This is a genomic window from Picosynechococcus sp. NKBG042902, assembly GCF_963864045.1.
In the GTDB taxonomy this organism is placed as follows: Bacteria; Cyanobacteriota; Cyanobacteriia; order Cyanobacteriales; family MRBY01; genus MRBY01.
In genome coordinates this window covers 133,140-155,467 of the sequence record NZ_CAWLTV010000077.1, presented here as the reverse complement: position 1 = coordinate 155,467, position 22,328 = coordinate 133,140, and the positions used below count along the sequence as shown (strand labels likewise).

Annotated in this window: 26 protein-coding genes; 7 read left to right on the top strand and 19 right to left on the bottom strand. The window is 50.7% G+C overall.

All coding sequences use genetic code 11. The features are described 5' to 3' along the window. The 5 genes from AACR41_RS15860 to AACR41_RS15840 all read right to left on the bottom strand — a co-directional run bounded on the left by AACR41_RS15860 (window position 1) and on the right by AACR41_RS15840 (window position 4,692). Window positions 1-378, bottom strand: a complete 378-nt coding sequence (locus tag AACR41_RS15860; RefSeq protein ID WP_030005923.1) for a DUF1823 family protein — start codon at window positions 376-378, stop codon at window positions 1-3. A 174-nt stretch (window positions 379-552) separates the two neighbouring features. Beyond that, a complete protein-coding gene (locus AACR41_RS15855; protein ID WP_030005922.1) occupies window positions 553-1,221 on the bottom strand; it encodes a protein-L-isoaspartate(D-aspartate) O-methyltransferase in 669 nt (222 codons plus the stop codon). Between the two features lie 69 nt (window positions 1,222-1,290). After that, on the bottom strand, window positions 1,291-2,127 hold the full coding sequence (locus AACR41_RS15850) for a prephenate/arogenate dehydrogenase (RefSeq protein WP_030005921.1): 837 nt from the start codon (window positions 2,125-2,127) through the stop codon (window positions 1,291-1,293). 87 nt (window positions 2,128-2,214) lie between these two features. Continuing rightward, a complete protein-coding gene (locus AACR41_RS15845; protein WP_012306305.1) occupies window positions 2,215-2,658 on the bottom strand; it encodes a YlqD family protein in 444 nt (147 codons plus the stop codon). 120 nt (window positions 2,659-2,778) lie between these two features. After that, window positions 2,779-4,692, bottom strand: a complete 1,914-nt coding sequence (locus AACR41_RS15840) for a long-chain fatty acid--CoA ligase (protein WP_030005920.1) — start codon at window positions 4,690-4,692, stop codon at window positions 2,779-2,781. A gap of 234 nt (window positions 4,693-4,926) precedes the next feature. On the opposite strand from AACR41_RS15840, the gene argF reads away from it, so the two are divergent. Next, window positions 4,927-5,847, top strand: a complete 921-nt coding sequence (argF, locus tag AACR41_RS15835; RefSeq protein ID WP_030005919.1) for an ornithine carbamoyltransferase — start codon at window positions 4,927-4,929, stop codon at window positions 5,845-5,847. Window positions 5,848-5,861: 14 nt separating this feature from the next. Here the strand turns inward: argF and AACR41_RS15830 are convergent, their stop codons facing one another. After that, window positions 5,862-6,032, bottom strand: coding sequence for a hypothetical protein (locus tag AACR41_RS15830; RefSeq protein ID WP_223209840.1), 171 nt, complete (start codon window positions 6,030-6,032; stop codon window positions 5,862-5,864). 229 nt (window positions 6,033-6,261) lie between these two features. On the opposite strand from AACR41_RS15830, the gene msrB reads away from it, so the two are divergent. Both msrB and pdxA read left to right on the top strand, forming a co-directional pair. Next, window positions 6,262-6,663: a peptide-methionine (R)-S-oxide reductase MsrB gene (gene msrB / locus AACR41_RS15825; protein WP_012306301.1), complete on the top strand. Its 402-nt coding sequence runs from the start codon at window positions 6,262-6,264 to the stop codon at window positions 6,661-6,663. Window positions 6,664-6,771: 108 nt separating this feature from the next. Continuing rightward, window positions 6,772-7,848, top strand: a complete 1,077-nt coding sequence (pdxA, locus tag AACR41_RS15820) for a 4-hydroxythreonine-4-phosphate dehydrogenase PdxA (RefSeq protein ID WP_030005918.1) — start codon at window positions 6,772-6,774, stop codon at window positions 7,846-7,848. Here pdxA and AACR41_RS15815 read toward each other — a convergent pair. Further along, entirely contained in the window at window positions 7,778-8,830 is a 1,053-nt protein-coding gene (locus tag AACR41_RS15815; RefSeq protein ID WP_030005917.1) for a tocopherol cyclase family protein, read from the bottom strand. The genes pdxA and AACR41_RS15815 overlap by 71 nt on opposite strands. A gap of 168 nt (window positions 8,831-8,998) precedes the next feature. On the opposite strand from AACR41_RS15815, the gene AACR41_RS15810 reads away from it, so the two are divergent. Continuing rightward, window positions 8,999-9,421: a hypothetical protein gene (locus tag AACR41_RS15810; protein WP_012306298.1), complete on the top strand. Its 423-nt coding sequence runs from the start codon at window positions 8,999-9,001 to the stop codon at window positions 9,419-9,421. A 24-nt stretch (window positions 9,422-9,445) separates the two neighbouring features. Here AACR41_RS15810 and AACR41_RS15805 read toward each other — a convergent pair whose 3' ends face one another. The 7 genes from AACR41_RS15805 to AACR41_RS15775 all read right to left on the bottom strand — a co-directional run bounded on the left by AACR41_RS15805 (window position 9,446) and on the right by AACR41_RS15775 (window position 14,544). Then, window positions 9,446-9,937, bottom strand: coding sequence for a TolB family protein (locus AACR41_RS15805; protein ID WP_152550961.1), 492 nt, complete (start codon window positions 9,935-9,937; stop codon window positions 9,446-9,448). A gap of 4 nt (window positions 9,938-9,941) precedes the next feature. Further along, window positions 9,942-10,229: an MSMEG_0570 family nitrogen starvation response protein gene (locus tag AACR41_RS15800; RefSeq protein ID WP_030005915.1), complete on the bottom strand. Its 288-nt coding sequence runs from the start codon at window positions 10,227-10,229 to the stop codon at window positions 9,942-9,944. A gap of 5 nt (window positions 10,230-10,234) precedes the next feature. Then, window positions 10,235-11,212, bottom strand: a complete 978-nt coding sequence (locus AACR41_RS15795; RefSeq protein WP_030005914.1) for a sll0787 family AIR synthase-like protein — start codon at window positions 11,210-11,212, stop codon at window positions 10,235-10,237. A 25-nt stretch (window positions 11,213-11,237) separates the two neighbouring features. Next, the gene (locus tag AACR41_RS15790; RefSeq protein WP_030005913.1) at window positions 11,238-11,756 is read right to left on the bottom strand and encodes an MSMEG_0567/Sll0786 family nitrogen starvation N-acetyltransferase; all 519 of its coding nucleotides are present in this window, start codon (window positions 11,754-11,756) and stop codon (window positions 11,238-11,240) included. 14 nt (window positions 11,757-11,770) lie between these two features. Next, the gene (locus AACR41_RS15785; protein ID WP_030005912.1) at window positions 11,771-12,853 is read right to left on the bottom strand and encodes an MSMEG_0568 family radical SAM protein; all 1,083 of its coding nucleotides are present in this window, start codon (window positions 12,851-12,853) and stop codon (window positions 11,771-11,773) included. A gap of 36 nt (window positions 12,854-12,889) precedes the next feature. Continuing rightward, window positions 12,890-13,897, bottom strand: coding sequence for a Nit6803 family nitrilase (locus AACR41_RS15780; protein WP_030005911.1), 1,008 nt, complete (start codon window positions 13,895-13,897; stop codon window positions 12,890-12,892). Between the two features lie 164 nt (window positions 13,898-14,061). Beyond that, window positions 14,062-14,544: an MSMEG_0572/Sll0783 family nitrogen starvation response protein gene (locus AACR41_RS15775; RefSeq protein ID WP_030005910.1), complete on the bottom strand. Its 483-nt coding sequence runs from the start codon at window positions 14,542-14,544 to the stop codon at window positions 14,062-14,064. Between the two features lie 403 nt (window positions 14,545-14,947). Here AACR41_RS15775 and AACR41_RS15770 point away from each other — a divergent pair, with 403 nt between their 5' ends. The 3 genes from AACR41_RS15770 to AACR41_RS15760 all read left to right on the top strand — a co-directional run bounded on the left by AACR41_RS15770 (window position 14,948) and on the right by AACR41_RS15760 (window position 17,077). Then, entirely contained in the window at window positions 14,948-16,186 is a 1,239-nt protein-coding gene (locus AACR41_RS15770) for an MSMEG_0569 family flavin-dependent oxidoreductase (RefSeq protein ID WP_030005909.1), read from the top strand. Between the two features lie 150 nt (window positions 16,187-16,336). Further along, complete coding sequence (locus AACR41_RS15765) at window positions 16,337-16,606, top strand: hypothetical protein (RefSeq protein WP_030005908.1); 270 nt, start codon at window positions 16,337-16,339, stop codon at window positions 16,604-16,606. Between the two features lie 3 nt (window positions 16,607-16,609). Continuing rightward, window positions 16,610-17,077, top strand: a complete 468-nt coding sequence (locus AACR41_RS15760; RefSeq protein WP_030005907.1) for an HNH endonuclease — start codon at window positions 16,610-16,612, stop codon at window positions 17,075-17,077. Here the strand turns inward: AACR41_RS15760 and AACR41_RS15755 are convergent. The 5 genes from AACR41_RS15755 to AACR41_RS15735 form a co-directional block, all read right to left on the bottom strand. Then, a complete protein-coding gene (locus AACR41_RS15755) occupies window positions 17,074-18,165 on the bottom strand; it encodes a LuxR C-terminal-related transcriptional regulator (RefSeq protein WP_030005906.1) in 1,092 nt (363 codons plus the stop codon). The genes AACR41_RS15760 and AACR41_RS15755 overlap by 4 nt on opposite strands. A 234-nt stretch (window positions 18,166-18,399) precedes the next feature. Then, window positions 18,400-18,795 (bottom strand): hypothetical protein, encoded by a 396-nt coding sequence (locus AACR41_RS15750; protein ID WP_030005905.1) that lies wholly within the window; start codon window positions 18,793-18,795, stop codon window positions 18,400-18,402. A gap of 85 nt (window positions 18,796-18,880) precedes the next feature. Next, window positions 18,881-19,852, bottom strand: coding sequence for a protein translocase subunit SecF (gene secF, locus AACR41_RS15745; RefSeq protein WP_030005904.1), 972 nt, complete (start codon window positions 19,850-19,852; stop codon window positions 18,881-18,883). 32 nt (window positions 19,853-19,884) lie between these two features. After that, window positions 19,885-21,285, bottom strand: a complete 1,401-nt coding sequence (gene secD / locus AACR41_RS15740; protein WP_030005903.1) for a protein translocase subunit SecD — start codon at window positions 21,283-21,285, stop codon at window positions 19,885-19,887. Between the two features lie 40 nt (window positions 21,286-21,325). Next, window positions 21,326-22,309 carry an alpha-ketoacid dehydrogenase subunit beta gene (locus AACR41_RS15735; protein ID WP_030005902.1) on the bottom strand — a complete coding sequence of 328 codons (984 nt, stop codon included), beginning with the start codon at window positions 22,307-22,309 and terminating at the stop codon, window positions 21,326-21,328. Window positions 22,310-22,328 lie beyond the last annotated feature (19 nt).

Sequence of the window (22,328 nt, the reverse complement as noted above, 5' to 3'; positions counted from 1 at the left end):
CTAAACCTCTAACAAATCGTGTTGGGCCATATAGCTAAGGAGCCAACTGGCCATGGTCGCCCGCCGCGTCAGGCGCGGAATCAGTTGATCAACTGTGTAGCCCTTAAAGCCCATTTTTTCCTTGAGCAGAGCCTTATAGGGTTTGGGGATCGAGCGGGTCAGTTGCACCGTGGGGGGACGCTCCTCGATAAATTTAGGCGGTTCTGGATATTTTTCGGCCCAGGCTGGATCAACTTGGTCAAGATTCCAGCATTTTTGAGTTTCATCGTAACGGTAGCCGAGGTAATGCCAGACCAACTGATGGAGCGTTTCATCCTCAAGGCGATCGTCGATGATTAGCTGAATAGTGTCCGTTGTTAGGGGAGGCAAAGTCACGATAACAGAAAGAAAAGGTGTAGAGAAAGCTGGTTCAATTTTAGGCGATCGCCTCCACAAAATATGTGGCCGTTGCGCCGGATTCCCAAACCGTCTGGGTCACTCTCCAGGAAGGTAATGCCCTCGATGCGAGCAATAGAGATGGGACAATTAATCTGGTGATCTATCCAAATTTGTTCAAAATCCGTAGCTGTGGCCCTGGAGTGGCACAAACCGCACAGCGATCGCCTTTTCCATTTCCAGGTCAGTGCTAGTTTTATGGAGGACTTCGAGACGTTGGCCGATGGTGCCCACAGGAATCACGAGGTGGCCGCCCACCGCCAATTGTTGCAGCAGCGGTTGGGGACGATGGTCTGGGGCCGCCGTAACAAGGATCGCGTCGTAGGGAGCAAACTCTGACCAGCCCTGGTAACCGTCACCAATCTTGTAGTGGATATTTTTGTAACCTAATTGTTCTAGGCGATCGCGGGCTTGCCGGGCTAATTCGGGCACAACTTCAACGGTAAAAACTTCCTGGGCAATTTCGGCGAGGATCGCCGCTTGATAACCGCACCCCGTACCAATTTCTAAAACTTTGCTGCTGGGCGTCAGGTGGGCCGCCTCGGTCATGTAGGCGACGATATAGGGCTGGGAAATAGTTTGGCCATAGCCGATGGTAAGGGGTTGATCGGCGTAGGCGAGATTTTGGAGAGAATCAGGCACAAAGCGATGCCGGGGCACTTGCTGGAGCGCGGCTAAGACGGCTGGATCGTTCACGCCCCTGGCGATAATTTGCTGCTTAACCATCCGCTGACGTAAAGCAACGGTGGGATCGGCACAGAAATCATTGGTGGGTGGAAGATCCATGGTCGCTGGCGAGGATCATTTCAGTATGAATCCTTCGACTTCCTCCTACCTCCATTGTACTCCTGGAATCTAGAGAAAGTCGGGCCGCTGTCGTTGGGTCGCTGTGAGGAATTGGGCGATTGCCTCCCAGTTTTCTGTTTCAAGATCTGCAATGACTTGATCTAACTGCTGCCGATAATGGGTGAGGGATTTTAACAGCGCCTGTCGATTCCCCTGGGCCATCATCAACCCCAATTCTGGATTGCCACCGCCGACACGACTGGTATCCCGAAAGCCAGAACTTGCCAGAGCTTGGGCCATTTGTAGCACTTCTGAATTAATTTCCGATCCACAGGCCGCGATCAGACTCGCACTAACATAAACGGGTAAATGGGAAATCCAGGCCACCGCTTGATCGTGAATCTCCGGGGCGCAGCAGTAAAAACGACTCTGGAGCAGCGTGATTAAGTCCTTGAGGATTTTCACCGCATCAGGGGAAGTTTCATCGGTCGGCGTTAAAACGTAGGGTGCGTTGATAAACAATCCGGGGAGCGCGGCGTCAATACCCTGTTCGGCTGTGCCCGCCATGGGATGTCCCCCGACAAAGTTGGGCCACAGCGGGGCGATCGCCTGGACAATTCCCCCCTTCACCGAGGCCACATCGGTCAAAATCGCCGTGGATTTGAGGTGGGGAATAAGAGTTTGGGCCGTGGGCAAAATCGCTTTGATCGGCGTGCAGAGAAACACCACATCCGCATCCTTGAGAAGAGAAAAATCTGTGCTGGCTTGGTCGACAATTCCCTTACTCAAGGCCGTTTCGCAGGTTGTATTTTTCCGGGAAACACCCAATACTTCTAAGCCTTTTTCCCGGAAGGCGATCGCCAAAGATCCACCGATTAAACCCAGCCCGACAATGCCAATTTTCATGAATTTTTTCCCCATTAAAAATCCCCCGCACCGCAAGTGTCATCGGGGGAGCCGAACACTGTCACTCGACAGCAATCACAAAAAAATTTAGAGGTCGCCGCGAATTTCTTCAACAACACCATCCCGAACCACAAGTTCAACATTCAGCTTGCGCACCAGATTATCGCCCACTTTCACTTCAAAGAAACTCTCCATCTGACCCTGGAGAAACTCTTGATCTAATTCTAAGTTTTGTACCTGTTGGAGCTGCTGGAGCACTTGGTTTTTCTTCTCAAGGAGTTCCCGCTTTTTTTGGTTAACCTGGAGTTGAATATTTTCCATTTGTTGAGCGACCTGGGGGGTATTGCCCTGTTGTTGAAGTTCACTAATGGTGCGATTTCCTTGGACATCCAGTTGTTGTAATTGACCATCAAAAGTCGCTATTTGTCCCTGGAGTTGCTGCTGTACTTCCTCTTTCCAGCGGGGGGTCACGATGACCTTCAGATTAATTGGGCGTTTGAGGGTAACAGTAGGCACTTGGTTTCCGTCCATGTGAATGTTTTCCTAGAGAAATGTAACTCGGTTTTGTTAAATCAGTGGGCTAAAGGGGCCCTATCTGCAAAATATTTTCAGGGTAGCATCAATACCCGAAGATTCCGCCATTCGGATCGCTTAATCTTTGTCGTAAAGGGAAGCAATTAAGGCCGCATATTTCTCTGCCACCACTGGCCGCTTTACCTTTAGCGTCTGGGTCATCAGGCCATTCTCAATGGAAAAAGGCTCCAAAATCAACGCAAAATCACTAATGCGGTCATCCACCCGATAGCCAGGTCGATTTTTAATTTCTCGATTCAGCTCCTGTTTAAATAAATTCAAGACTGGCTTACTGTACAAATCCGTTTGGGGCAGTTGTTCTGAAGGAATGTCAGGATCTGGCAATTGCAAACCAAGGCCACCCTGGGACACCCACTGACCGAGGGCTTCGAGGTTCGGCACAATTAAAGCACCAAGGGATTTTTGATCCTGGCCCACCAGCATAATTTGATCGATGTAGGGGCTGCGGGCGCAGGCATCTTCAATGGGTTGGGGTTCGATGTTTTCGCCGTTGGTGAGGACAATGGTATCTTTTGCCCGCCCAGTTAAAACGAGATCCCCCTGGGGCGTCACCCAACCGAGGTCGCCACTGTCAAACCAACCTTCGGGGTCAATGGCCTTGGCGGTGGCTTCGGGTTTGCGGTAGTAGCCCTGCATCACCTGGGGGCCACGGATTAAAACCAGTCCCTTTTGGCCTTGGGAGAGGGTTTGTCGCGTTTCGGGATCGACAATGCGAATTTCGGTGCCCTTGAGGGCGGGGCCAGCGGAGCCACGCACATTGCGTTCGGGCCGCCGGGCATTGGTCACTGGGGAGGTTTCGGTGAGGCCATAACCCACGAGGATATTGATCCCCACGATTTCAAAGAAGGTGTCGATGTGTTGGGCGAGGGAGCCGCCGCCGCTGATTACGTAGCGAATTTTGCCGCCAGTGGCCCCCCGAATTTTTTCGTAAACGAGTTTGTTGCCGAGGAGGTGAAAGGGATAAAGGGCGATCGCCTTTGCTCTAGCCATTAACCGCGTTAGGGGAGAAACATGGAAATGCTCCAGGCTGAGGTTGTTGGCGATGCGCTGGGTGAGGACATAATTTTGGGAGCAGGTGAGGAAAAAGTTCACCAGCTTTTGTTTTTTGGCGGGTTGTTCCCGGAGATTTTTCTGCACTCCTTCATAGATCGATTCCCAAATGCGTGGTACCGCAACCATGTAACCGGGCTTGTAGGTTTGTAAATCTTTTTTGATGTTGCGGATATTGGTATAGATCTGGGTGCAGCCCTGGGACAGGAGAAAATATTCAGCAGCCCGTTCGTAGGAATGCCAGGTAGGGAGAATGCTGAGGGTGACATCGCCAGGATTCGGTTGAATCACCTGGTCGAGGTTGCGCACTTGGTAGAGGACATTGCCGTGGGAAAGCATCACCCCTTTGGGTTTGCCCGTCGTCCCAGAAGTGTAGATCAAGGTCATCAAATCTTGGGGCGATCGCCCAGGCATCGTCAGGGATTCTTGGCTGCCGAGGGTCATCAGTTGGGAAAAGTTAAAAATCGGGAGTTCCGTTTCTGGCACTTCTTCGTCGGTGAGGAAAATGACGGCCCTAGGTTGGAGATTTGTAATTTCTGGATTGAGGCGTTCAAAGGTTTTGCGGTCTTCGACGATGAGAAATCGACTTTCGCTGTCAGTGTAGATGTAGAGCAGTTCTTGTTTTTCTGCCTGGGATGAGCGCACCGCATTCACGGCCCCCGCCGCAATACTACCCTGATCGGCGATGAACCAACGGGGGCTATTATCCGCAATCAGGGCGACTTTTTCCTGGGGTTGGAGGCCGAGGGCCTGGAGGCCAGCCCCAAACTGCTGAATCCCTTGCCAGAGCTGATGATAGGTCAGTTTGAATTCTGGTTTTTGGTGGGGATCATAGAGGGCAACAATGTCGGCATAACGCTCGGCGGCGATCGCCCAAATTTCTGATAAAGATTGGATCTGGTCGTAGGGAGCAGTGCTCATGGCAATTCCATTTAAAAGCGCAAAAAACAAGCCGAAATCATGGCTACAATCCTACTTTAAAACCAGATTTCACCCATCTCCCCAAAAGTAGACAGTTTTTCAAGTGTCACCCCCTTGGGATCGCCATCAACATTTCCTGACGAAGACCAGTGGCGATCGCCCTTGCAAGCTTTTGTGGAATCTGGAGGGGAGCTTATAATGATTTTTTTGCCACGGTAAGGAGCCGAAAACAGGATGAATGCACTCAAGGGTCGGGATCTTCTGAGCATTGCAGATCTCAGCAGCACAGAAATTATTACCCTGCTAAACCTGGCGGCAGATCTCAAACAGGGAAAAATCGCCCCCACCTGCCCCAAAACCCTCGGCCTGTTGTTCTACAAAGCCTCTACCCGCACCAGAGTCTCCTTCAGCGTGGCTATGTATCAACTGGGTGGCAATGTCATTGACCTGAACCCAAACCGCACCCAGGTGGGTCGCGGCGAGCCCATCGAAGACACCGCCAGGGTTTTAGACCGCTACCTCGATATTTTGGCGATTCGTACCTTTGATCAACAGGATCTCGAAACCTTCGCTGATTACTGTGAAATGCCGATTATCAACGCCCTTACAGATCTAGAGCACCCCTGTCAGATGTTGGCGGATCTGCAAACGATGCAGGAAATCTTTGGCCAACTGGAAGGCCTGACCATGACCTATGTGGGCGATGGCAATAATGTCGCCCACTCGATCCTCCTCGGTGGCGCGTTAGTCGGCATGAATATTCGCATCGCTACCCCCAAAGATTACGAGCCTAGCCCGAAAATTGTCGCCCAGGCCCAGGCCATTGCGGGCGATCGCAGTCAAATTTTAATTACCCATGATCCCAAGGAAGCCGCCGAAGGCTGTCACGCCATCTACACCGATGTGTGGGCCAGTATGGGCCAAGAAGACCTCGCCAACAGTCGCGTACCCATTTTCCAACCCTACCAAGTCAACGCCGAACTCATGGCCCTCGCCGATAAAGAGGCGATCGCCCTCCACTGTTTGCCCGCCCACCGGGGCGAAGAAATTACCGCCGATGTAATGGAAGGCCCCCAAGCCAAAATTTGGGATCAAGCCGAAAACCGGATGCACGCCCAAAAAGCGCTGATGGCCAGTCTCCTTGGCATTGTCTAACTCTAGTTACAGATCTAGCGGAGGGTGATTTGTAGCTGGAGATTACTCATGCCCCACATCGCAAAAAATTTCCGCGATAGCTCTAGGCTGGCTTCGGTCATATCACCATCGGGAGCAACCAGCCCTCCCTCTAGATAGCGACCCCCGTCTGTAACCAGATCAAGCCGTTGTTGATCGTTTTCCATCGGAGTTAAGACTAACTTCCCGCGCGCCAGAGTTTGACCGGCACGACTAATAATGGCACATCGCATCTTTTGGCGCTCTCCTTGAACTTGAATAAAAAAACCTTGTTGAGTATAGCCGAAAGCCCCGACCCCACAACATCCATTGGGGGATTTCTCACCTGTTTTCCCCTAGTCGATCTTGTTACGATACAAAGCAGTGCAACCCCACTTTTGGAGACAAAACACCACCATGACCGACAAAGTTGTCAAAACTGATGCCGAATGGCAAGCGCAACTTTCCCCAGAGGCCTACAAAGTTACCCGCAAACATGGCACCGAGCGGGCCTTTACGGGTGAATATCACGATTTTAAGGGGGAAGGCACCTACAATTGTGTGTGCTGCGGTGCACCCCTGTTTACCTCGGAGACGAAGTTTAATTCGGGTACTGGCTGGCCGAGCTATTGGCAACCGGTGAATGATCAGGCGATCGCCGAAAAAAATGACTTTAGTTTCTTTATGAAGCGGACAGAAGTGCTCTGCGCGAAATGTGATGCCCACCTAGGTCATGTATTTAACGATGGCCCCCCTCCCACGGGCTTGCGCTACTGTATCAATTCCGTGGCCCTGAAGTTTGAACCGAAGGCCGAGTAGACGCCCTCACACCCTTCACCTTTGGCACCTCCCTCTAGGGACATGCACCCTCCGCCTTTGGCACCTCCCTCTAGGGAGGATTTTTTTATTTATTGACTATTCTCCCCTATGAAAACTCGCCTCGCTTTGACTATTGGTGATCCGGCCGGGATTGGCCCAGAGGTACTTTTAAAAGCTCTGGCGGATCCAGAAATTAGAGCGCTTTGTCCGATGACGGTCATTGGCGATCGCCCCTTGCTCGAAAAAACCTATCAGCACCTCAAAACTCGGACGGAATCTGATCTCCTTGATCCCAGTGAGTTAGAGATTGTCGAACCGAGTGGCAATGAATTTCTGAGAAATTTCACCTGGGGGGAAGGTTCGGTAGAAACAGGCGATCGCGCTTTCCAGTACCTCGACACGGCGATTGAAAAAACCCTGGAGGGAGAATTTTCGGGGATTGTCACCGCCCCCATTGCTAAATCCCTCTGGAAAGCAGCGGGCCACGACTACCCCGGCCAAACGGAGGTTCTCGCCCAAAAGAGCCAAACCACCCGCTATGGCATGGCTTTTATTGGCAAATCTCCCTATACAGGCTGGACATTGCGGAGCCTGCTAGCGACGACCCACATTCCTTTAAAAGCAGTGCCGGAAACCTTGAATCCAGGGCTGATGGATTTGAAATTAGACCTTCTTTTAGAATCACTGCAACAGGATTTTGGTTTAAAAAATCCCCAGGTGGCGATCGCCGGTTTAAATCCCCACAGTGGCGAAAATGGTCAATTGGGCACCGAAGAAATGGACTGGCTTAACGGTTGGCTAGAAGATGCGCGACAAAAATATCCCAATGCAACTCTGTTAGGGCTTTATCCTCCGGATACCATGTGGGTCAATGCGGGCAAAGCTTGGTATGGCAAACCAGAATTCAAACCCGCCGCCGATGCGTATCTGGCTCTCTACCACGACCAAGGGTTAATCCCAGTGAAACTGATGGCCTTTGACTACGCGATCAATACCACCATCGGTTTACCCTTTATTCGGACTTCCCCCGACCACGGCACCGCCTTCGACATTGCGGGGCAAGGCAGCGCCAATCCCACCAGCATGAAAGAAGCGATCAAACTGGCCGTCAGCATTAGCCAAAATCGCGCCGCCACCACTGTCCCCCCACTTCTAACCCCCCCAGATCGCTCGTTGCTTGGATGAGGGGCGTTTTGTCCGGGGCGAATAGTTCAAGGGAAATTTGGCCCCGCAGGGTATCCTGACAACAAAACCGTAGGCCCGTGTGGGTCGGTGCTCGCAGGGGTTGTCCCGGTAGGTCGGTTTTCCCACTGAGGTGAACCGTAAACCCTTGGCGATCGCCTGCGGTCATTTCCCAACTTCCCCAGGGAGAAAAGTGCCAGATGAGGGTGCTTGTCCAGGGGGCAAATTCATAAAATTTTCCGTGGTGGTGAATGCCAATTAAGCCCACTTCCTCTTCCCTCGCTAAAATTTGACGAATGCCACCAGCGGCAGTGAGGGCGAGATCTTTTTCTTCTTTGAAAGCATTGCAATTGAGCCAAAACCAAGCCTTTGGAAAAGATTTGCCCCAATTTTTTTCGCTATAGGCCGGGGCATCTCTGAATTCATAGCGTTTGCCCTGCCATTCGATCCAACCCGTACTCAACCCATGGGCCAGCAACACCTGCCAACCGGGATCGTAAATGGGCAAAAAAGAATACCAATTGGCGGTGGGCTTAGCGGGCCTTCCCCAACCGTAGATCGGCTTTGTTTCATAGTGCCACTGGCAAATTTCCCCGGTGCCTGGATCGATAATACGGCCTTGGTTGAGGGTTGCCGTTGCCTGGTAGCCTTCGTGAATTTTCTCCTGGAAAACCCTGGGGGCGAGGGGTTGGGGTTTTAAATTGGGGGGGCAATGTCGCCAATGGCCCAGGGCGAGGCGTTGATGATCGGCCCAAAAATTTTTGACGTTCAGTAAGGTGCGCCAGAGATATTCATCCTGGAGGCCCAGAACTTGCACGGCACCACCACTATGGGGGCGATCGCCGAGGGGATCTTCGATGGAATACATGAAGGCAAAATTATCACCCAACTCCGGTAAGGTGACACGAAAGTACCAACCTTCAAAGAAACGGGGGGTGTGGTGATCCCAGTGGTAGCCACTGTGGGGCGGTTCACAAAAATTCATATAAAAAGGTGGTGATGGGCTTAAATCTAAAAACGATCTTAAAAAAAATTGCTTTTCAAGGTTCAGACGGGGGCGATCGCCACGGGTCTTCTTTTTTCTCGATAGGATAGGGACGATGGGGACGGCGTAGTTTTAGGGATTGATATGCAGCAGGAAGAAGATAGATATATGGCGACCGTGAATCAAGTTAAACAATATTTAGCCTACTGGTTTCAGGTGGGCAAACCGGTGATTTGTCCCAAGGGCGATCGCCAAATTTTACCGATGACCGTGCTCGAAGGAAATCAATATTCCCCAGATTTTGAGGCCTGTTGGCAAGACCTCAACGCAAACCGTGACTGTTATCTCCAGGGTACAACCCAAACCATCGCGGATCTGCTCTCAGAGCGGTGGGATATTGCCGATTGTCCCCGCTGTGCGATGCCGATGCCCTTCGATGCGGTGGGTTTGAAAAATGGCTGCCCCTGTGCGGATCTCGCAGATTGGCCGAATGTTAATATTCCCGTGCCCCACTGTCCTCACTATGCCCGCGACCAACTGTCTGCGATCCATAAACGCCTCCGGTCACGCCAGCACCATTCTGATCTGTAGATGCAATTGCGGGGAAATTTCCCGCTAGGGAGTCACGTCCACCAGCATCAAATTCCATTGCCCCCGTTCGTTGCTCTGGAAGGCGACCCGACGTCCATCGCCGCTAATGGTGGGATTTTGCACCGAACCCCGTAAATTCACCGTTAACAACTGCGATCGCCCCTGGTTGCGGTCATAGACAAATACATCCTGGCGGCCCCGTTCGGTGGAAACATAGGCGATAAAACGGCCATCTTCACTGAGATCCGGTTGGTCTTGGCTAGAGTCGCGGCGGTTGAGATTAGGCAGGTTAACTAATTGATTAGTCTGGAGATCGTAGAGAAAAATATTGCGGCGGCCATCCCGTTCTGAGGCAAAGGCGAGATAACGGCCATCACCGCTGTAGCTCGGAAATTCTTCGGCAAAATTACTATTAATTCCCCCCGTGGCAATCTGGGGCTGATAAAACAAGGCCCGACCACAGCCCCCTAAGATCAATCCCATAGTGGCGATCGCCAACGGCCAAAATTTTCCCATCAGCTTAGTGGTCATTCGCCAAGATTGTGACCTGGGCATTGGGTTGATCCATAAATTTTTTGGCCTTTTGTTCAATGCGTTGGCGTTGTTTGAGGGCCAGGGAACAGGGGCTACCATAGCGCTGTTCGACCCGCTTACTGGCCAGGGTCAGGGCCGTTTGGGAGCGATGCACAAAATCCGCCAGGGCGTAGCTTTGTCCCACCTGAAAGTAGTCATGGACGACGGTGGAGGGGGAATAAAATTGATCCTGGGAGCCGTCGGGCCAAACAATATCAAAAGTAACGGCTGGCATAGAATTTAGGAGCCTCCGGTAAAGCCAGTGAGCGGAACATGGTCGAGGTGCCAAAAATCGAGGCTAGTTTCCCCCAGTTTAAGGGTCAAGGTGTGGCCTGGGGTAATGGTGGCGATCGCCTGAGCGACTAACCCCTGATCTTTGCACAACATCTGTACTTCAGAGACCTGCTCTGGGGGCACGGTCAGCAAAAACCCGTAGCTTGGAAAACTGAGGAGCCATTGTTGCAAATCGAGCTGTGGTGGACAGGGAACTGCGCCGATATCCAAGATCGCACCGCAATTAGACGTTTCCAAAAGCATCAAAGTTGTGCCGATAATTCCCCCCATACTGACATCTTTGCCAGCGCTACATAAACCCCGTTCAGCGAAGAGGGGCAGTAAATCCCATTGGGCCTGGAGTTGCGCTGGATCGGCTTGGGTGGCGGCATCCCAACAGTAGGGGAGGTGGGGCCGGGGTTGCCCCTGGAAATTAGCGACTAACACGAGGCGATCGCCCACCTGGGCATCAAAACTGGTAATCAGTCGTTTTGCCCGACCGAGAATCGCGACCCCCAAGGCATCATATTCACTGTGGGTATTGGTATGACCCCCGACAATCGGCACCTGAAACTTTTCTGCCGCTGCCTGCATCCCGGCCCAAATCTGCCGCGCCTGCTGATCTTCACAGGCCCACAGAGCATCCACAACGGCCAGTGGTCGTCCTCCCATGGCATAAATATCACTGACATTCACGAGCACCCCACACCAGCCCGCAAACCACGGATCTTGCTGCACCAATGCGGGGCTCATGCCCTCTGCGGCGAGAAGGAGAAAACCAGCTTGGTCTGGAATGGCTGCACAATCATCCCCAAGGCGAATGGCTTGCCCCTGGGCTGTAAATTGCCGTTGAAATTGCCGGGAAGCGAGTTGAATATCTCGTTTGTGTAAAAGGCCCAGATTGTGGCGTAGGGTCTCTGCCAACTGGGGTAAAGTGATGTTCACGCCAAGTATTTCGATTATTTTTCCTTTAGGAAACGAGCCAAGTCCCCAGGTCAAGTTGGGGTCGGGGATTCACTGCCGGTGGGTAAAAGTTTAAATCTGCCTCCATGAGATGGTGGGGGCGATCGCAAATGTCCATTTCCGCCAGGGAATGCCAATGTTGCCGCTGGAAAAAACGTACATTCTGTAGCTGTGCCGTCGCCAGAAACTTAGTACAGCCCCAACCATGGGCCGTTGTGACCGCTTTGTAGATTAACCCCTTACCAATGCGTCCTACGCGCCGAAACTCTGGCTGGACTCCCAGGCGGCCACCATACCAAACCTGGGGCTCACTTTCGTAGATGCGCACAACCCCAACCACCTTACTCTGAGGGGATGAGCTCTTGTCCAAGGCAACAATCGGATAGGCAATGGGATCGAGGTCATCAAAATCATTACCGTTAAAAATCCCCTGTTCTTCACAAAAAATATCCCGTCTTAAAGCAAAATAAGCGCGGATTTCCACCGCAGACTGGGCGAGTTCAAACTGAAATCGTTGACGGCTCATTTCCCGTAACCTCCCTAATTTTCAAAGGTAGATAATGCTGAACAGGCACCACATTTCGCACAACCAGCTTTAATTGCCTGGGAAGACATTCCCGCTTCCTTGAGAATCTGACCCACCTTTTGGTAGAGAGCGAACATAAACTCTGGATCAGGGGCTGGATGGGTTGCCAGGGGCGTGCCAGAAATGGGGACAAAAGGCACCACAAAGGGATAAACGCCAAGGCTGACTAATTTCTCTACCGCCGTCACAAGCGTTGCAAAACTATCTCCTAAACCTGCTAAAAGGTAGGTGCTGACTTGGGCCCAACCGAATACTTGCACTGCTGCTTCATAGGCTTGGTAGTAGTAGGAAACGGGGACTTCCGCTTTGCCCGGCATGATTTTGGCACGGACTGCGGGATCCACGGCCTCTAGGTGCATTCCTAAACTATCTACACCGGCCGCCTTTAAGCGCTCAAACCAAACAAAATCAGCGGGGGGTTCACATTGGGCTTGGATAGGAATATCGACTTTTGCTTTGATGGCAGCGGCACATTTGGTCAGGTAAGCTGCACCGCGATCGCCTGTGTTGGGAGTCCCTGTGGTCATGATCACCTGCTCAATGCCATCGAGCCGCACCGCCGCTTCCACCACCTCTGCTAACTGTTCCGGGCGTTTGCGGGCAATGGTGCGTTCTGATTCTAGGGATTTCTCGATCGCACAAAATTGACAGGCTGTACTTTCGTCCCGGTAGCGCATACAGGTTTGTTGCACCGTTGTGGCGAGCACATTATTGCTATGGAGAAGGGCAATTTTCCAGTAGGGAATTCCCTCTGCTGTTTCTAGATCGTAAAATTTGGGACGTCCTTGCAGGGTAATGGGGGCGATGTCTTGGTGATGTTTCTGGAGCTTGGCTTCACCCTGTTGGGAATCTAGGATGGCATGGTAAGGCGATCGCCCAGCGGTATTCGTATAAATAGGAACCATCACGGTGGTCCCGCCAATGGTCACTGCCCGGTGATCCGAAGGCCCTGCCCCCCCTTGGCGTCCCGTCATCGTGGCCTCTGTGAGGCGGAGACCGTGGGACTGGAGTTCTGTAATCAGACGTTGTTTATCCATGGGCATAGTCATAGGGATGGGTGATGGCACACTAGATTAGGGACAGGAAGCGGGAATATCTGGGGCCGGGGTATTCGGCAGTGGTGGTACTTCTGAGGGAAAGGGCAAGGAACTCGTGTTGAGGGTGGCCCAAGGTGCGTCATTGAGTTGCACCTGGAACAGATCAGGACGGGAGTAATGGCCCACCGAATCCATCATCCGCTTGCGTTTGGTAATCAGGGAGAAATCTAAATCGGCGATCGCCAAACCTTCCCCTTCATAAATCGGAGCCGTTAAATGCTTACCTTCAGGACTAATGATGGCCGTATAACAACCACCACTAAGGGCTTTGTGCATCTTTTCATTGCTGGTTAATTGGGTCTTCTGTTCTGCCGAGAGCCATCCCGTTGCATTGATCACAAAACAGCCGGATTCAAGGGCATGGTGACGCATGGTCACTTCCATTTGCTCCGTAAAAATTTTCCCCACCATAGATCCCGGAAATTGACCACAGTGAATCTGCTCATGTTGGGCCATCAGACTATAGCGAGCGAGAGGATTGTAGTGTTCCCAACAAGCTAAAGCACCCACACGGCCCACCGCCGTATCGACCGTCGTTAAACCAGCCCCATCTCCCTGGCCCCAAACCATTCGCTCATGGTAGGTGGGAGTGATTTTGCGGCGCTTAAGGCGCAATGTCCCATCGTGATCAAAAATCAGTTGGGTGTTGTAAAGGGAACCCTCCTCCCGTTCATTTACCCCTAAAACCACCACCATGCCATGGGCTTGGGCAGCTTCAGCTACCGCTGTCGTTACTGGTCCAGGGATTGTGACCGCTTGTTCATACAGCTGGAGATGGCTTTTCCCCATCAGCACAGGGGGCTCGATAAAAGAAAAATAAGGATAGTAGGGGACAAAGGTTTCTGGAAAGACAATCAGCTGCACGCCCTCCTTGGCCGCCTGGGTAATTATCTCCAGCATTTTTTCCGTCGTACCTGCACAACTAAACAAAACTGGACTAATTTGTGCTGCTGCCGCCCGAATTGTTTTCGAGTAATCAAGCATAATCGCTACCGGAAAAATAACAAACTCACGGAAAACGGATTTGGTAACCGAAAATATTCCAACAAAACTTTTTTAAATACTCGGAAGTTTTTAAAGAGTGCAAAAAAATCTAAAAATTTTTCTTGTAAACTCTTCGGAAATTTTCGGAAGTAAAACCTTTGTTTTTACATCGTCCAAGTATCAAGGATAAATGCCCCTTCTTTGCGATGCATTAAAATTAAATCCATCACATCTAAGGGATTAATCGGGCGGATACCAGGAATCAAAGAAGGTTCTCCGTGTCCATAAAGAGCTTGTAGTGCAAAACGACAGGCATAGACCTTTCCGCCAGATTCCATAATCTTGACCAGGCGATCATTCATGGCTAAATGCCCCGGAAATCCTTCATCACCTAGTTTTGGAAAGCCCCGCTGAACCCCCAGAGTTACCCCAGGGCCATAAAGTAGCACAGACGTTTCAAATCCTTTTTTAATGAGGCGACTCGCTTGTAATAAATTAACTAAACCAATAGAACCTTCAAAAGCCACTGTGTGAAAGGTGATCAGTGCTTTTTCGCCGGGCTCTGCTTGGACATCAGGAAAAACCTTTTCTTCGTAATCGACGAGAAAGTCACCGGTCTGATGGGCAGGGATTATTACTTCAGGCATGGGAGATTTTCCTTTAGTTTTTAGGTTTTAATGTGTTGAGTTGTGCCTCACTTTAAGGGGAGAATTCAAGGCGACCTGTATCATTGCTGACAAAAGGAGACCTTCTGTTTAAAGGAATAGTTTTTTGATTGAAAAGCCAATTTCTGGATTGTCTTTTTGGCTAGACTCAAGCTTGTTTGATAATAGCTATCTGAATGGTTTTGTCCTGATTAGAGGATAGTGACTGTGTCCTAAAAAGAACTATTGATTTTGCTAGGTTAGGCCACCAAAATAGCAGCTACTGGGTCGTAATTCATCGATCGCCTATGGGTAATCACAAACCGCTGGGATCGGTAACAACCCTTACAAGAAAAAGAATTGAGCGGGTTTACAGTTAAAGCAAATCCACTTAAGAGCAACGGCAATGCAGACCCATTACCCGGTAATAATTGTTGGGGGTGGCCAGGCAGGACTTGCCCTCAGCTATCTCCTCAAGCAAAACAATATTGACCACCTTATTTTTGAGAAACACAAAATTGGTCATGCGTGGCGTAATGAACGCTGGAATTCCTTTTGTTTAGTGACCCCCAATTGGCAATGTCGGCTCCCCGGTTTCCCCTATGCAGGGCCTGACCCTACTGGTTTCATGGCCAAGGAAGAGATTGTTTCTTATTTAGAAGCCTATGCCCGCTCCTTTAATCCCCCAATTCGAGAGGGAGTAACCGTCTTAAAAGTAAGTTCGTCTGGAACCCAGTTTGCAGTGGCAACATCCATCGGCGATTACACAGCTGATCAAGTGGCGATCGCCACGGGGGGATACCACATTCCAAAAATTCCGCCCATCGCCGCCCAACTGCCCCGTGAGTTGCAGCAAATTCATTCTGTGCAGTACAAAAATCCCCAGGATCTTCCCGATGAAGTGTTGATTGTGGGCACTGGCCAGTCGGGTTGTCAAATTGCCGAAGATCTTCATTTAGCAGGGAAAACAGTTCACCTTGTTACCGGTAGTGCGCCCCGGGCGCCGCGCCGCTATCGGGGGAAGGATGTGGTGGAGTGGCTCGAACGCATGGGTTATTACGACCTCCCCATTGACCAGCACCCCCAAAAAGAAATGGTGCGTCATAAAACCAATCACTACGTCACAGGCCGGGATGGGGGCCGCGATATTGATCTGCGCCGCTTTGCCCAACAGGGAATGCACCTCTATGGTCGCTTGCAAAGTATTACCGGACAGACTCTCCACTTCGGGAACGATTTAAAACAAAATTTAGATCAAGCTGATGCCACCGTAGTGCGCATCCAACGGAATATTGACAAATTCATCGCCGACAACAACATCACCGCTCCCCCAGAAGCCCATTATCAACCCATTTGGGAGCCAGAATTAGAACCATCCTCCCTTAATCTCCAGGAAACTAATATTGGTGCGGTTATTTGGGCGACGGGCTTTCGCTTCAACTTTAGTTGGATTGATCTCCCCGTCTTTAATGAATTGGGAGAACCCTTACATGACCGAGGGGTAACTGCCGTAGACGGATTATATTTCCTTGGTTTACCCTGGCTCTATACCTGGGGCTCTGGTCGTTTTTCCGGTATTGCTCGCGATGCAGAATATTTGGCGACACAAATTACAGCAAGGCTTTTGGTTCCGGCTTCTGCTTAACAACCGAACGAAGGATTATTAATCCGGTTTCAGTTGAAAGACGTTCATTAGGAATTCTAAACTTCCTCAATCAAATAAAAACCGAGTTCCTGACTTAGTGGCGAGCAGTTTACTAAGTTATGATGATCATAGTTTTTCGATTTAAACATTATGGCTGCTTCTGCTTTTCCTGTGCTGCAACGTTTGTCGAATTCCATACCGCTTGATGGTGCTGTTCAGCTTGATTTGGTGGAAGGGGTTCTGATTTTTCGAGCTTCAGTACAGGTACAGGCACGGGTTGAAGTTTTGTTGGAGAAGCAGCAGTCTGAAGGATTGACCGAGGCTGAGGAGGAAGAATTGGACTGTTATGAAGAAATTGATGATTATTTGAGTTTTGTGAATCGGACAGTTCGTAATGCTGCTGGGAGCATGGTGGCATAGGAAATGGGTAGATCACCACTTCCAGAGAAAATTCAAAACAAAGTCAGAGAAAGAGCTAAGGGTCTATGTGAGTATTGTCATGGGGTGGAGTTATGGCAGTATGTTTGCTTCACGATTGATCATGTCATTCCACAGGTTCGAGGCGGTTCGGATGATGTGGAAAATTTGGCGTTGGCTTGTTTTCATTGCAATCGTAAAAAGTCAAGTTTCGTGACAGGAGTTGATCTGCTGTCAGGGGCGGAAGTTCGCTTGTTTAACCCGCGTTGTGATCGATGGGCTGATCATTTTGTTTGGGCAGAAGATGGAGTTATTTTGGTAGGCTTAACGGAAATTGGGCGGGCAACGATCGCCAGATTAGATATGAATCGGGAGCGCGTTCTGTTGATTCGGCAAGCGGATCGAGATGTTGGGCGACATCCTCCGAAATTGGATCGGCTTTTGGGGGATAGTGGAACTAGCGATCGCGTTTAAATCAGACCTTGTTTTGTGGCTTGGTAAATGGCTTGGTAGCGGTTTTTAGCTTGTAGTTTACTCAAGGTGCGGTTTAGGTGGAATTTTACGGTACTTTCACTGATGTGGAGCTGTTGGGCAATGTCGCGATCGCGCAGCCCTTGGGTGAGAAGCGCTAAAATCTGACGTTCCCGTTGGGATAGTGATTCTTTTGATTTGTAGACTTGGGTGGTCGCTCCATAGGGCAAAGTAAGGCGAATTTGGTGAACTGCTTCCTGGGCGTTGATCCCGACATCGCAGTTTCCCCCAAGGGTTTGTACGAAAAATTCAATGTCGGCAAAAGGCGATCGCCCTGTGTTTTTCGTCGGGGTAGGGGCAGCGATAATCCCTTCGAGACAAATTTCCGTATCACCGTAGATGAGTCGGCAATAGTGACAGTTGAATTGATTGAGAATTTCTACGGTTTTAATCAAGAGATAGGTCGAACTTGGTGTCAGAGGTCGTTCCGTACCAATCAAACTAAGCTGGCTGGTACTTAAAAGGCTGCCCAGGTGATCCGAGAGGGGGTGAGATTCTCTTGTCTGGCTTTTGCTGGGATCTTGGGGGCTTTTTTGGGCGGCATCTAAGGCGATCGCCCCAGCCATACACAGCACCTGCAAAACCTCTAAAAATTCTGGTAAAAAAGTTTCATGGCTAAAGGCCGCTAACACACCAATAATTCGCTGTTGACTGGCAAGGGGATAACCCGCAAAACCTTGAATTTCGTTGGCGATCGCCCAGTCACGGTCTTTTACCCAAGCTTCTTCCGCCAGTTGATTACTCAGGAATGGAATCCCATTTTTGGCAATTTTTCCGACCTTATAGGCGCCCATGGGAACCCGTGCAAAACTGCCATTAATGTTTTCAGACAGACCCGATGAAGCCACTAACCGGAGCGATCGTTGATCTGGCTCAGTTAACCAAATTCGCGCAAAGGCGCACTTAAAGTCTTTAATCAATGCTTCGGTTAAACGTTTGGCGATCAGCGTTGGTTCCAGACAACCGGAAATGCCCTGGGTAATGCGCTGAACCTTTTGCAAATCAACAATCAAGCAAGCAGAATCAAGCACGGCATCGGTAAATTAAGCACAAATTCTTTTTCTAGTTAACGCGAGCCAGCTCACCTACGTCAGTCAGTAGTGAACATTAGTACAGAAACCCGCAATTATCTGGAACTTTGGAGGGGATTAATCCAGAAAAGTTTCAGCGACTCGCTCTCCCAAAAGAGCGGCTTTCAGTAATTTGGCGTATTTGCGAATACTGGCTGTTTTTCTTTTGACACCCTATAGATGGCTGAAATTACACTATAAACGCCTTAGGAAAAACCAAAGCCAATGCTGCTGATTCTGGGTTAATTTTTCTGCCCATTGATTGAAACGATACTTTTCCCGTTGAGACCAGCCTTGGGTTAATTTCTGGCTATGCCAAACCAAAACAGCACAGGTATAGGCGACACAGATCGTCAAGGCAACGCTCGCCCAGTAATGGTAACCGAGACTCAAACGCACCACGGCCCAGGTGAGATGGTCGCGCCAGAGGGCAAATTCTTCCCGCAACGCCCAAATGCCGTAGCTCCCCAAGATCAGCCACAGCAAGGCGACCAATAGCCAACGCCAGAGGAAAGTGAACCGCACCAGCTTACGGGCCAAGGGACTGAAATGATGGTCTGTTGGTGCTTCCTGAAGTTGGCGATCGCCCATATTTTTTCACCCTAAACATCTTTACCGAGTGGGTCAGGCCAAATCCTGGGATTGCTGCCGTTACCGGGAAGTTCCCCTGCAATGGCTAGGACAATTCTGTAACATTCACCGCTTCTTTGGTGACCGTGGGGGGTTGGCCATTACGGTTACGCCACCAGGCCAAGAGGGTACTGGCGACAAAAATACTGGAGTAAGAGCCGCAAATAAACCCAATAATCAAGGCAAGGGCAAAAAACTTGAGGGTCGAACCGCCGAACAAAAAGATCGCCACCAGCGGCAATAGGGTGGTGAGGGTGGTATTGATCGAACGGCCCAGGGTTTGCTGGACGGAATGATCAACAACTTGATCGATGTTGTCTCCCTCGTCGGCCTTGAGATTCTCACGAACGCGGTCATAAATGACCACCGTATCATTCACAGAAAAACCAATAATCGTCAGTAGGGCCACGAGGAAAAGGCTATCTACTTCAACGCCCAACACCAGACCGAGTAGCGCAAAGACGCCAGCCGTGATCAGCACATCATGGAACAATGCGGCGATCGCAAACAGCGCATAATCGAACTGAAAGCGGATACTCAAGTAGACAATAATCCCGAAAAAAGAAACCAGGAGGGCGAGCATCCCTTGGACAAACAATTCCCGACCAATGGTTGGCCCCACCGAGTCAATTTGGATCGTGCCAGGATCTAGGGCGCCCACTTCGGATTCTAGGGCGTCGAGCAAACGGCTGCGTTGATCCACATCAAGCTGCGGCGTCCGCACCGAAAACGTTGTCCGCTCTTGGCCCAAAATTTGCACCGTACTACTGCCGACTCCCTGGTTATTCACCACGGTTTGAATTGTCGCTGTTTCTAAAGGATCAGTACAGTTGCCAGCCACCGTACAGTCGAGGGCCACTTGGATTTTTGTGCCCCCAACAAAGTCGAGACTGGGTCGGAGGGGCGCTTGGAGTTGGTTGAAGGAAATGCCCATAAACAACACACTCGCAAGGATGGCGATCGCCGAGATGGACCACCAAAGGAGACGCTGTTTAATGACGCTAAATTTAAAAGTCATCGGGTTAACAACAGACTAGAGGGCAAAGGAAATTAGTTGGGGGCTTTGGGCGCAAACAACTTGGGATTTTGACGCACCGCCGGTAAGCCCAATACCGTTAACAGCAGTAAAGTACGGCTGCAAGTCACTGCCGTAAACATACTTACCCCCACCCCGATCGCCAAGGTCAACGCAAAACCTTTTACCAAACCCGAACCCAAGAAAAAGAGGGCCGCACAGGCGATCAAAGTGGTGACATTGCTGTCGAGAATGCTGGAAAAAGCGTTAAAAAATCCCGATTCCACGGCTCGGTATAGGGTATTCCCCTTATAGATTTCCTCCCGGGTGCGCTCAAAGATCAGCACATTTGCATCCACGGCCATACCGATACTGAGAATAAAACCAGCAATCCCCGGTAACGTCAGCGTAACCCCCACAAGGGAATAGCAGGCCAAAGTGAGTAGGGTATAAACCACTAACGCCACATCTGCGATCAGCCCCGGCAAACGGTAATAGACTGCCACAAAGACCAACACCAGAATTAGGCCCGCAATCCCTGCATAGATACTTTGGCGAATGGAATCTTGGCCTAGGGTTGCCCCTACGGTACGGTTCTCGACCACGGCCACCGGGAAGGGTAAAGACCCACCCCGAATCTGAATGGCGAGATCACTGGCCGTATCAATATCAAAGTTGCCGGTAATGGTCACATTGCCGCCGGCGATCCCTTGGGCGGTATATTCTGGGCCAACGGTGGGGGCGCTGAGGAGGGCATCATCGAGGAAAATGCCGACACTCCGGCCTGTACCAGCTAGACCTTTTGTGATTTCTGCAAAAAGTTCGGCCCCTTCACTATTGAAATTGAGAAAAACTTGCCAACTGTTGCCCGTTTGGGTGGGGGCTGGTTGGGCATTGGTGACGTATTCGCCGACTAGACCAACGGGTTCAAACAGAGCGAGAATCTCTTGATCGAGACTGTCAATATTGGTTGCTAATTCTTCGATTTCGGCGTCGCTAGCGGCAGGGCTTTCATTACCACGGAGGCTGGTTAACTGGGCGTCGAGTTGACGACGGAGGGCGTACTTTTCTTGGAATTCGGCTTCAGTACCAGGATTTTGGGGCCGAAATTCGAGCTGGGCCGTGCCACCGAGAACCCGTTCAGCCTGCTCAGGGTCTTCTCCAGGCAATTGCACGAGGATCCGGTCGTTCCCCACGAGTTGGGTGATGGGTTCGGCCACTCCTAGACCATTGATGCGATTTTCGATGACTCGCTTCACGGCAGCTGTATCATCGGCCTCAACGACGACTCCTTCGGCATTGGGTTGTACCTGAATCGTCAATTGGGCACCACCTTTGAGATCCAGACCGAGCTGGAGGGGTAAGGTTGTCAAAATCGTGATGGCGATCGCCACCAAAAAAAGAATTGCAACTATGATTAACCGTTGTTTTTGCATGATGGATCTAGGAGGATGAACCGCAGTTGGTCGCTGGTGTTTAGACGTTCAGGGCCAACATATTTTGCACTGCTTCGACGATGTTGTCCGGTTGGACGATGGTGAGTCGCTCCAGGGTACCGTTGTAGGGGGTGGGAATATCCTGGGACGAGAGACGCATTACGGGGGCATCTAATTCGTCAAACAGTTGCTCGTTGATCAAGGACATCACTTCCGCCGCAATCCCCGCCGTTTTCATACATTCTTCGACGATGATCACCCGGTGGGTTTTCTTCACGGATTTGGCGATCGCCTCCATGTCGATGGGCTTCAGGGAGATGAGATCAATCAATTCTGGATCGATGCCTTGTTTTTCGAGGGTTTTAATCGCCTGGGTGCAATGGTGACGCATCCGCGAATAGGTCAGAATAGTCACATCTTTCCCTTCCCGTACCAATTCCGCCTTATCGAGGGGCAGCACATATTCCCCATCGGGCAAATTCTCTTTCAAGTTGTAGAGCAGCACGTGTTCAAAGAAAAGCACGGGGTTTTCGTCACGAATCGCCGCTTTTAATAAACCTTTGGCATTGTAAGGGGTGGAACAGGCGACGATCTTTAAACCAGGGACAGCTTGGAAATAGGCTTCTAGACGCTGGGAGTGTTCAGCCCCCAACTGCCGACCGACCCCCCCAGGCCCACGGATCACCATCGGAATTGTGAAATTACCGCCGGATGTGTAGCGCAACATCCCAGCGTTATTGGAAATTTGGTTAAAGGCCAACAGCAAAAAGCCCATATTCATCCCTTCGATGATCGGCCGCAGTCCAGTCATGGCAGCGCCAACAGCCATCCCGGTGAAGCTGTTTTCTGCGATGGGTGTATCCAGAACGCGCAGGTCACCATATTTTTTCGCAAGATCCTTCGTTACCTTGTAGGAACCGCCGTAATGACCCACATCTTCGCCCATAATGAAGACAGTTTCGTCACGTGCCATCTCTTCATCGATAGCTTGACGCAGCGCATTAAAAAGTAAAGTTTCCGCCATATGAAATCGTTCTAAAACC

Coding starts and splice junctions, on each gene's coding strand:
- AACR41_RS15840 (WP_030005920.1), bottom strand. CDS start 4,692: ATGAGCACTGCTCCCTACGACCAGATCCAATCTTTATCAGAAATTTGG.
- AACR41_RS15785 (WP_030005912.1), bottom strand. CDS start 12,853: ATGGATAAACAACGTCTGATTACAGAACTCCAGTCCCACGGTCTCCGC.
- AACR41_RS15830 (WP_223209840.1), bottom strand. CDS start 6,032: ATGGAAAACGATCAACAACGGCTTGATCTGGTTACAGACGGGGGTCGC.
- AACR41_RS15780 (WP_030005911.1), bottom strand. CDS start 13,897: ATGCTTGATTACTCGAAAACAATTCGGGCGGCAGCAGCACAAATTAGT.
- AACR41_RS15750 (WP_030005905.1), bottom strand. CDS start 18,795: ATGGGCGATCGCCAACTTCAGGAAGCACCAACAGACCATCATTTCAGT.
- AACR41_RS15790 (WP_030005913.1), bottom strand. CDS start 11,756: ATGAGCCGTCAACGATTTCAGTTTGAACTCGCCCAGTCTGCGGTGGAA.
- AACR41_RS15770 (WP_030005909.1), top strand. CDS start 14,948: ATGCAGACCCATTACCCGGTAATAATTGTTGGGGGTGGCCAGGCAGGA.
- AACR41_RS15850 (WP_030005921.1), bottom strand. CDS start 2,127: ATGAAAATTGGCATTGTCGGGCTGGGTTTAATCGGTGGATCTTTGGCG.
- AACR41_RS15815 (WP_030005917.1), bottom strand. CDS start 8,830: ATGAATTTTTGTGAACCGCCCCACAGTGGCTACCACTGGGATCACCAC.
- AACR41_RS15845 (WP_012306305.1), bottom strand. CDS start 2,658: ATGGACGGAAACCAAGTGCCTACTGTTACCCTCAAACGCCCAATTAAT.
- secF (WP_030005904.1), bottom strand. CDS start 19,852: ATGACTTTTAAATTTAGCGTCATTAAACAGCGTCTCCTTTGGTGGTCC.
- AACR41_RS15735 (WP_030005902.1), bottom strand. CDS start 22,309: ATGGCGGAAACTTTACTTTTTAATGCGCTGCGTCAAGCTATCGATGAA.
- AACR41_RS15805 (WP_152550961.1), bottom strand. CDS start 9,937: ATGGGAAAATTTTGGCCGTTGGCGATCGCCACTATGGGATTGATCTTA.
- AACR41_RS15760 (WP_030005907.1), top strand. CDS start 16,610: ATGGGTAGATCACCACTTCCAGAGAAAATTCAAAACAAAGTCAGAGAA.
- msrB (WP_012306301.1), top strand. CDS start 6,262: ATGACCGACAAAGTTGTCAAAACTGATGCCGAATGGCAAGCGCAACTT.
- argF (WP_030005919.1), top strand. CDS start 4,927: ATGAATGCACTCAAGGGTCGGGATCTTCTGAGCATTGCAGATCTCAGC.
- AACR41_RS15810 (WP_012306298.1), top strand. CDS start 8,999: ATGGCGACCGTGAATCAAGTTAAACAATATTTAGCCTACTGGTTTCAG.
- AACR41_RS15800 (WP_030005915.1), bottom strand. CDS start 10,229: ATGCCAGCCGTTACTTTTGATATTGTTTGGCCCGACGGCTCCCAGGAT.
- secD (WP_030005903.1), bottom strand. CDS start 21,285: ATGCAAAAACAACGGTTAATCATAGTTGCAATTCTTTTTTTGGTGGCG.
- pdxA (WP_030005918.1), top strand. CDS start 6,772: ATGAAAACTCGCCTCGCTTTGACTATTGGTGATCCGGCCGGGATTGGC.
- AACR41_RS15775 (WP_030005910.1), bottom strand. CDS start 14,544: ATGCCTGAAGTAATAATCCCTGCCCATCAGACCGGTGACTTTCTCGTC.
- AACR41_RS15855 (WP_030005922.1), bottom strand. CDS start 1,221: ATGGATCTTCCACCCACCAATGATTTCTGTGCCGATCCCACCGTTGCT.
- AACR41_RS15765 (WP_030005908.1), top strand. CDS start 16,337: ATGGCTGCTTCTGCTTTTCCTGTGCTGCAACGTTTGTCGAATTCCATA.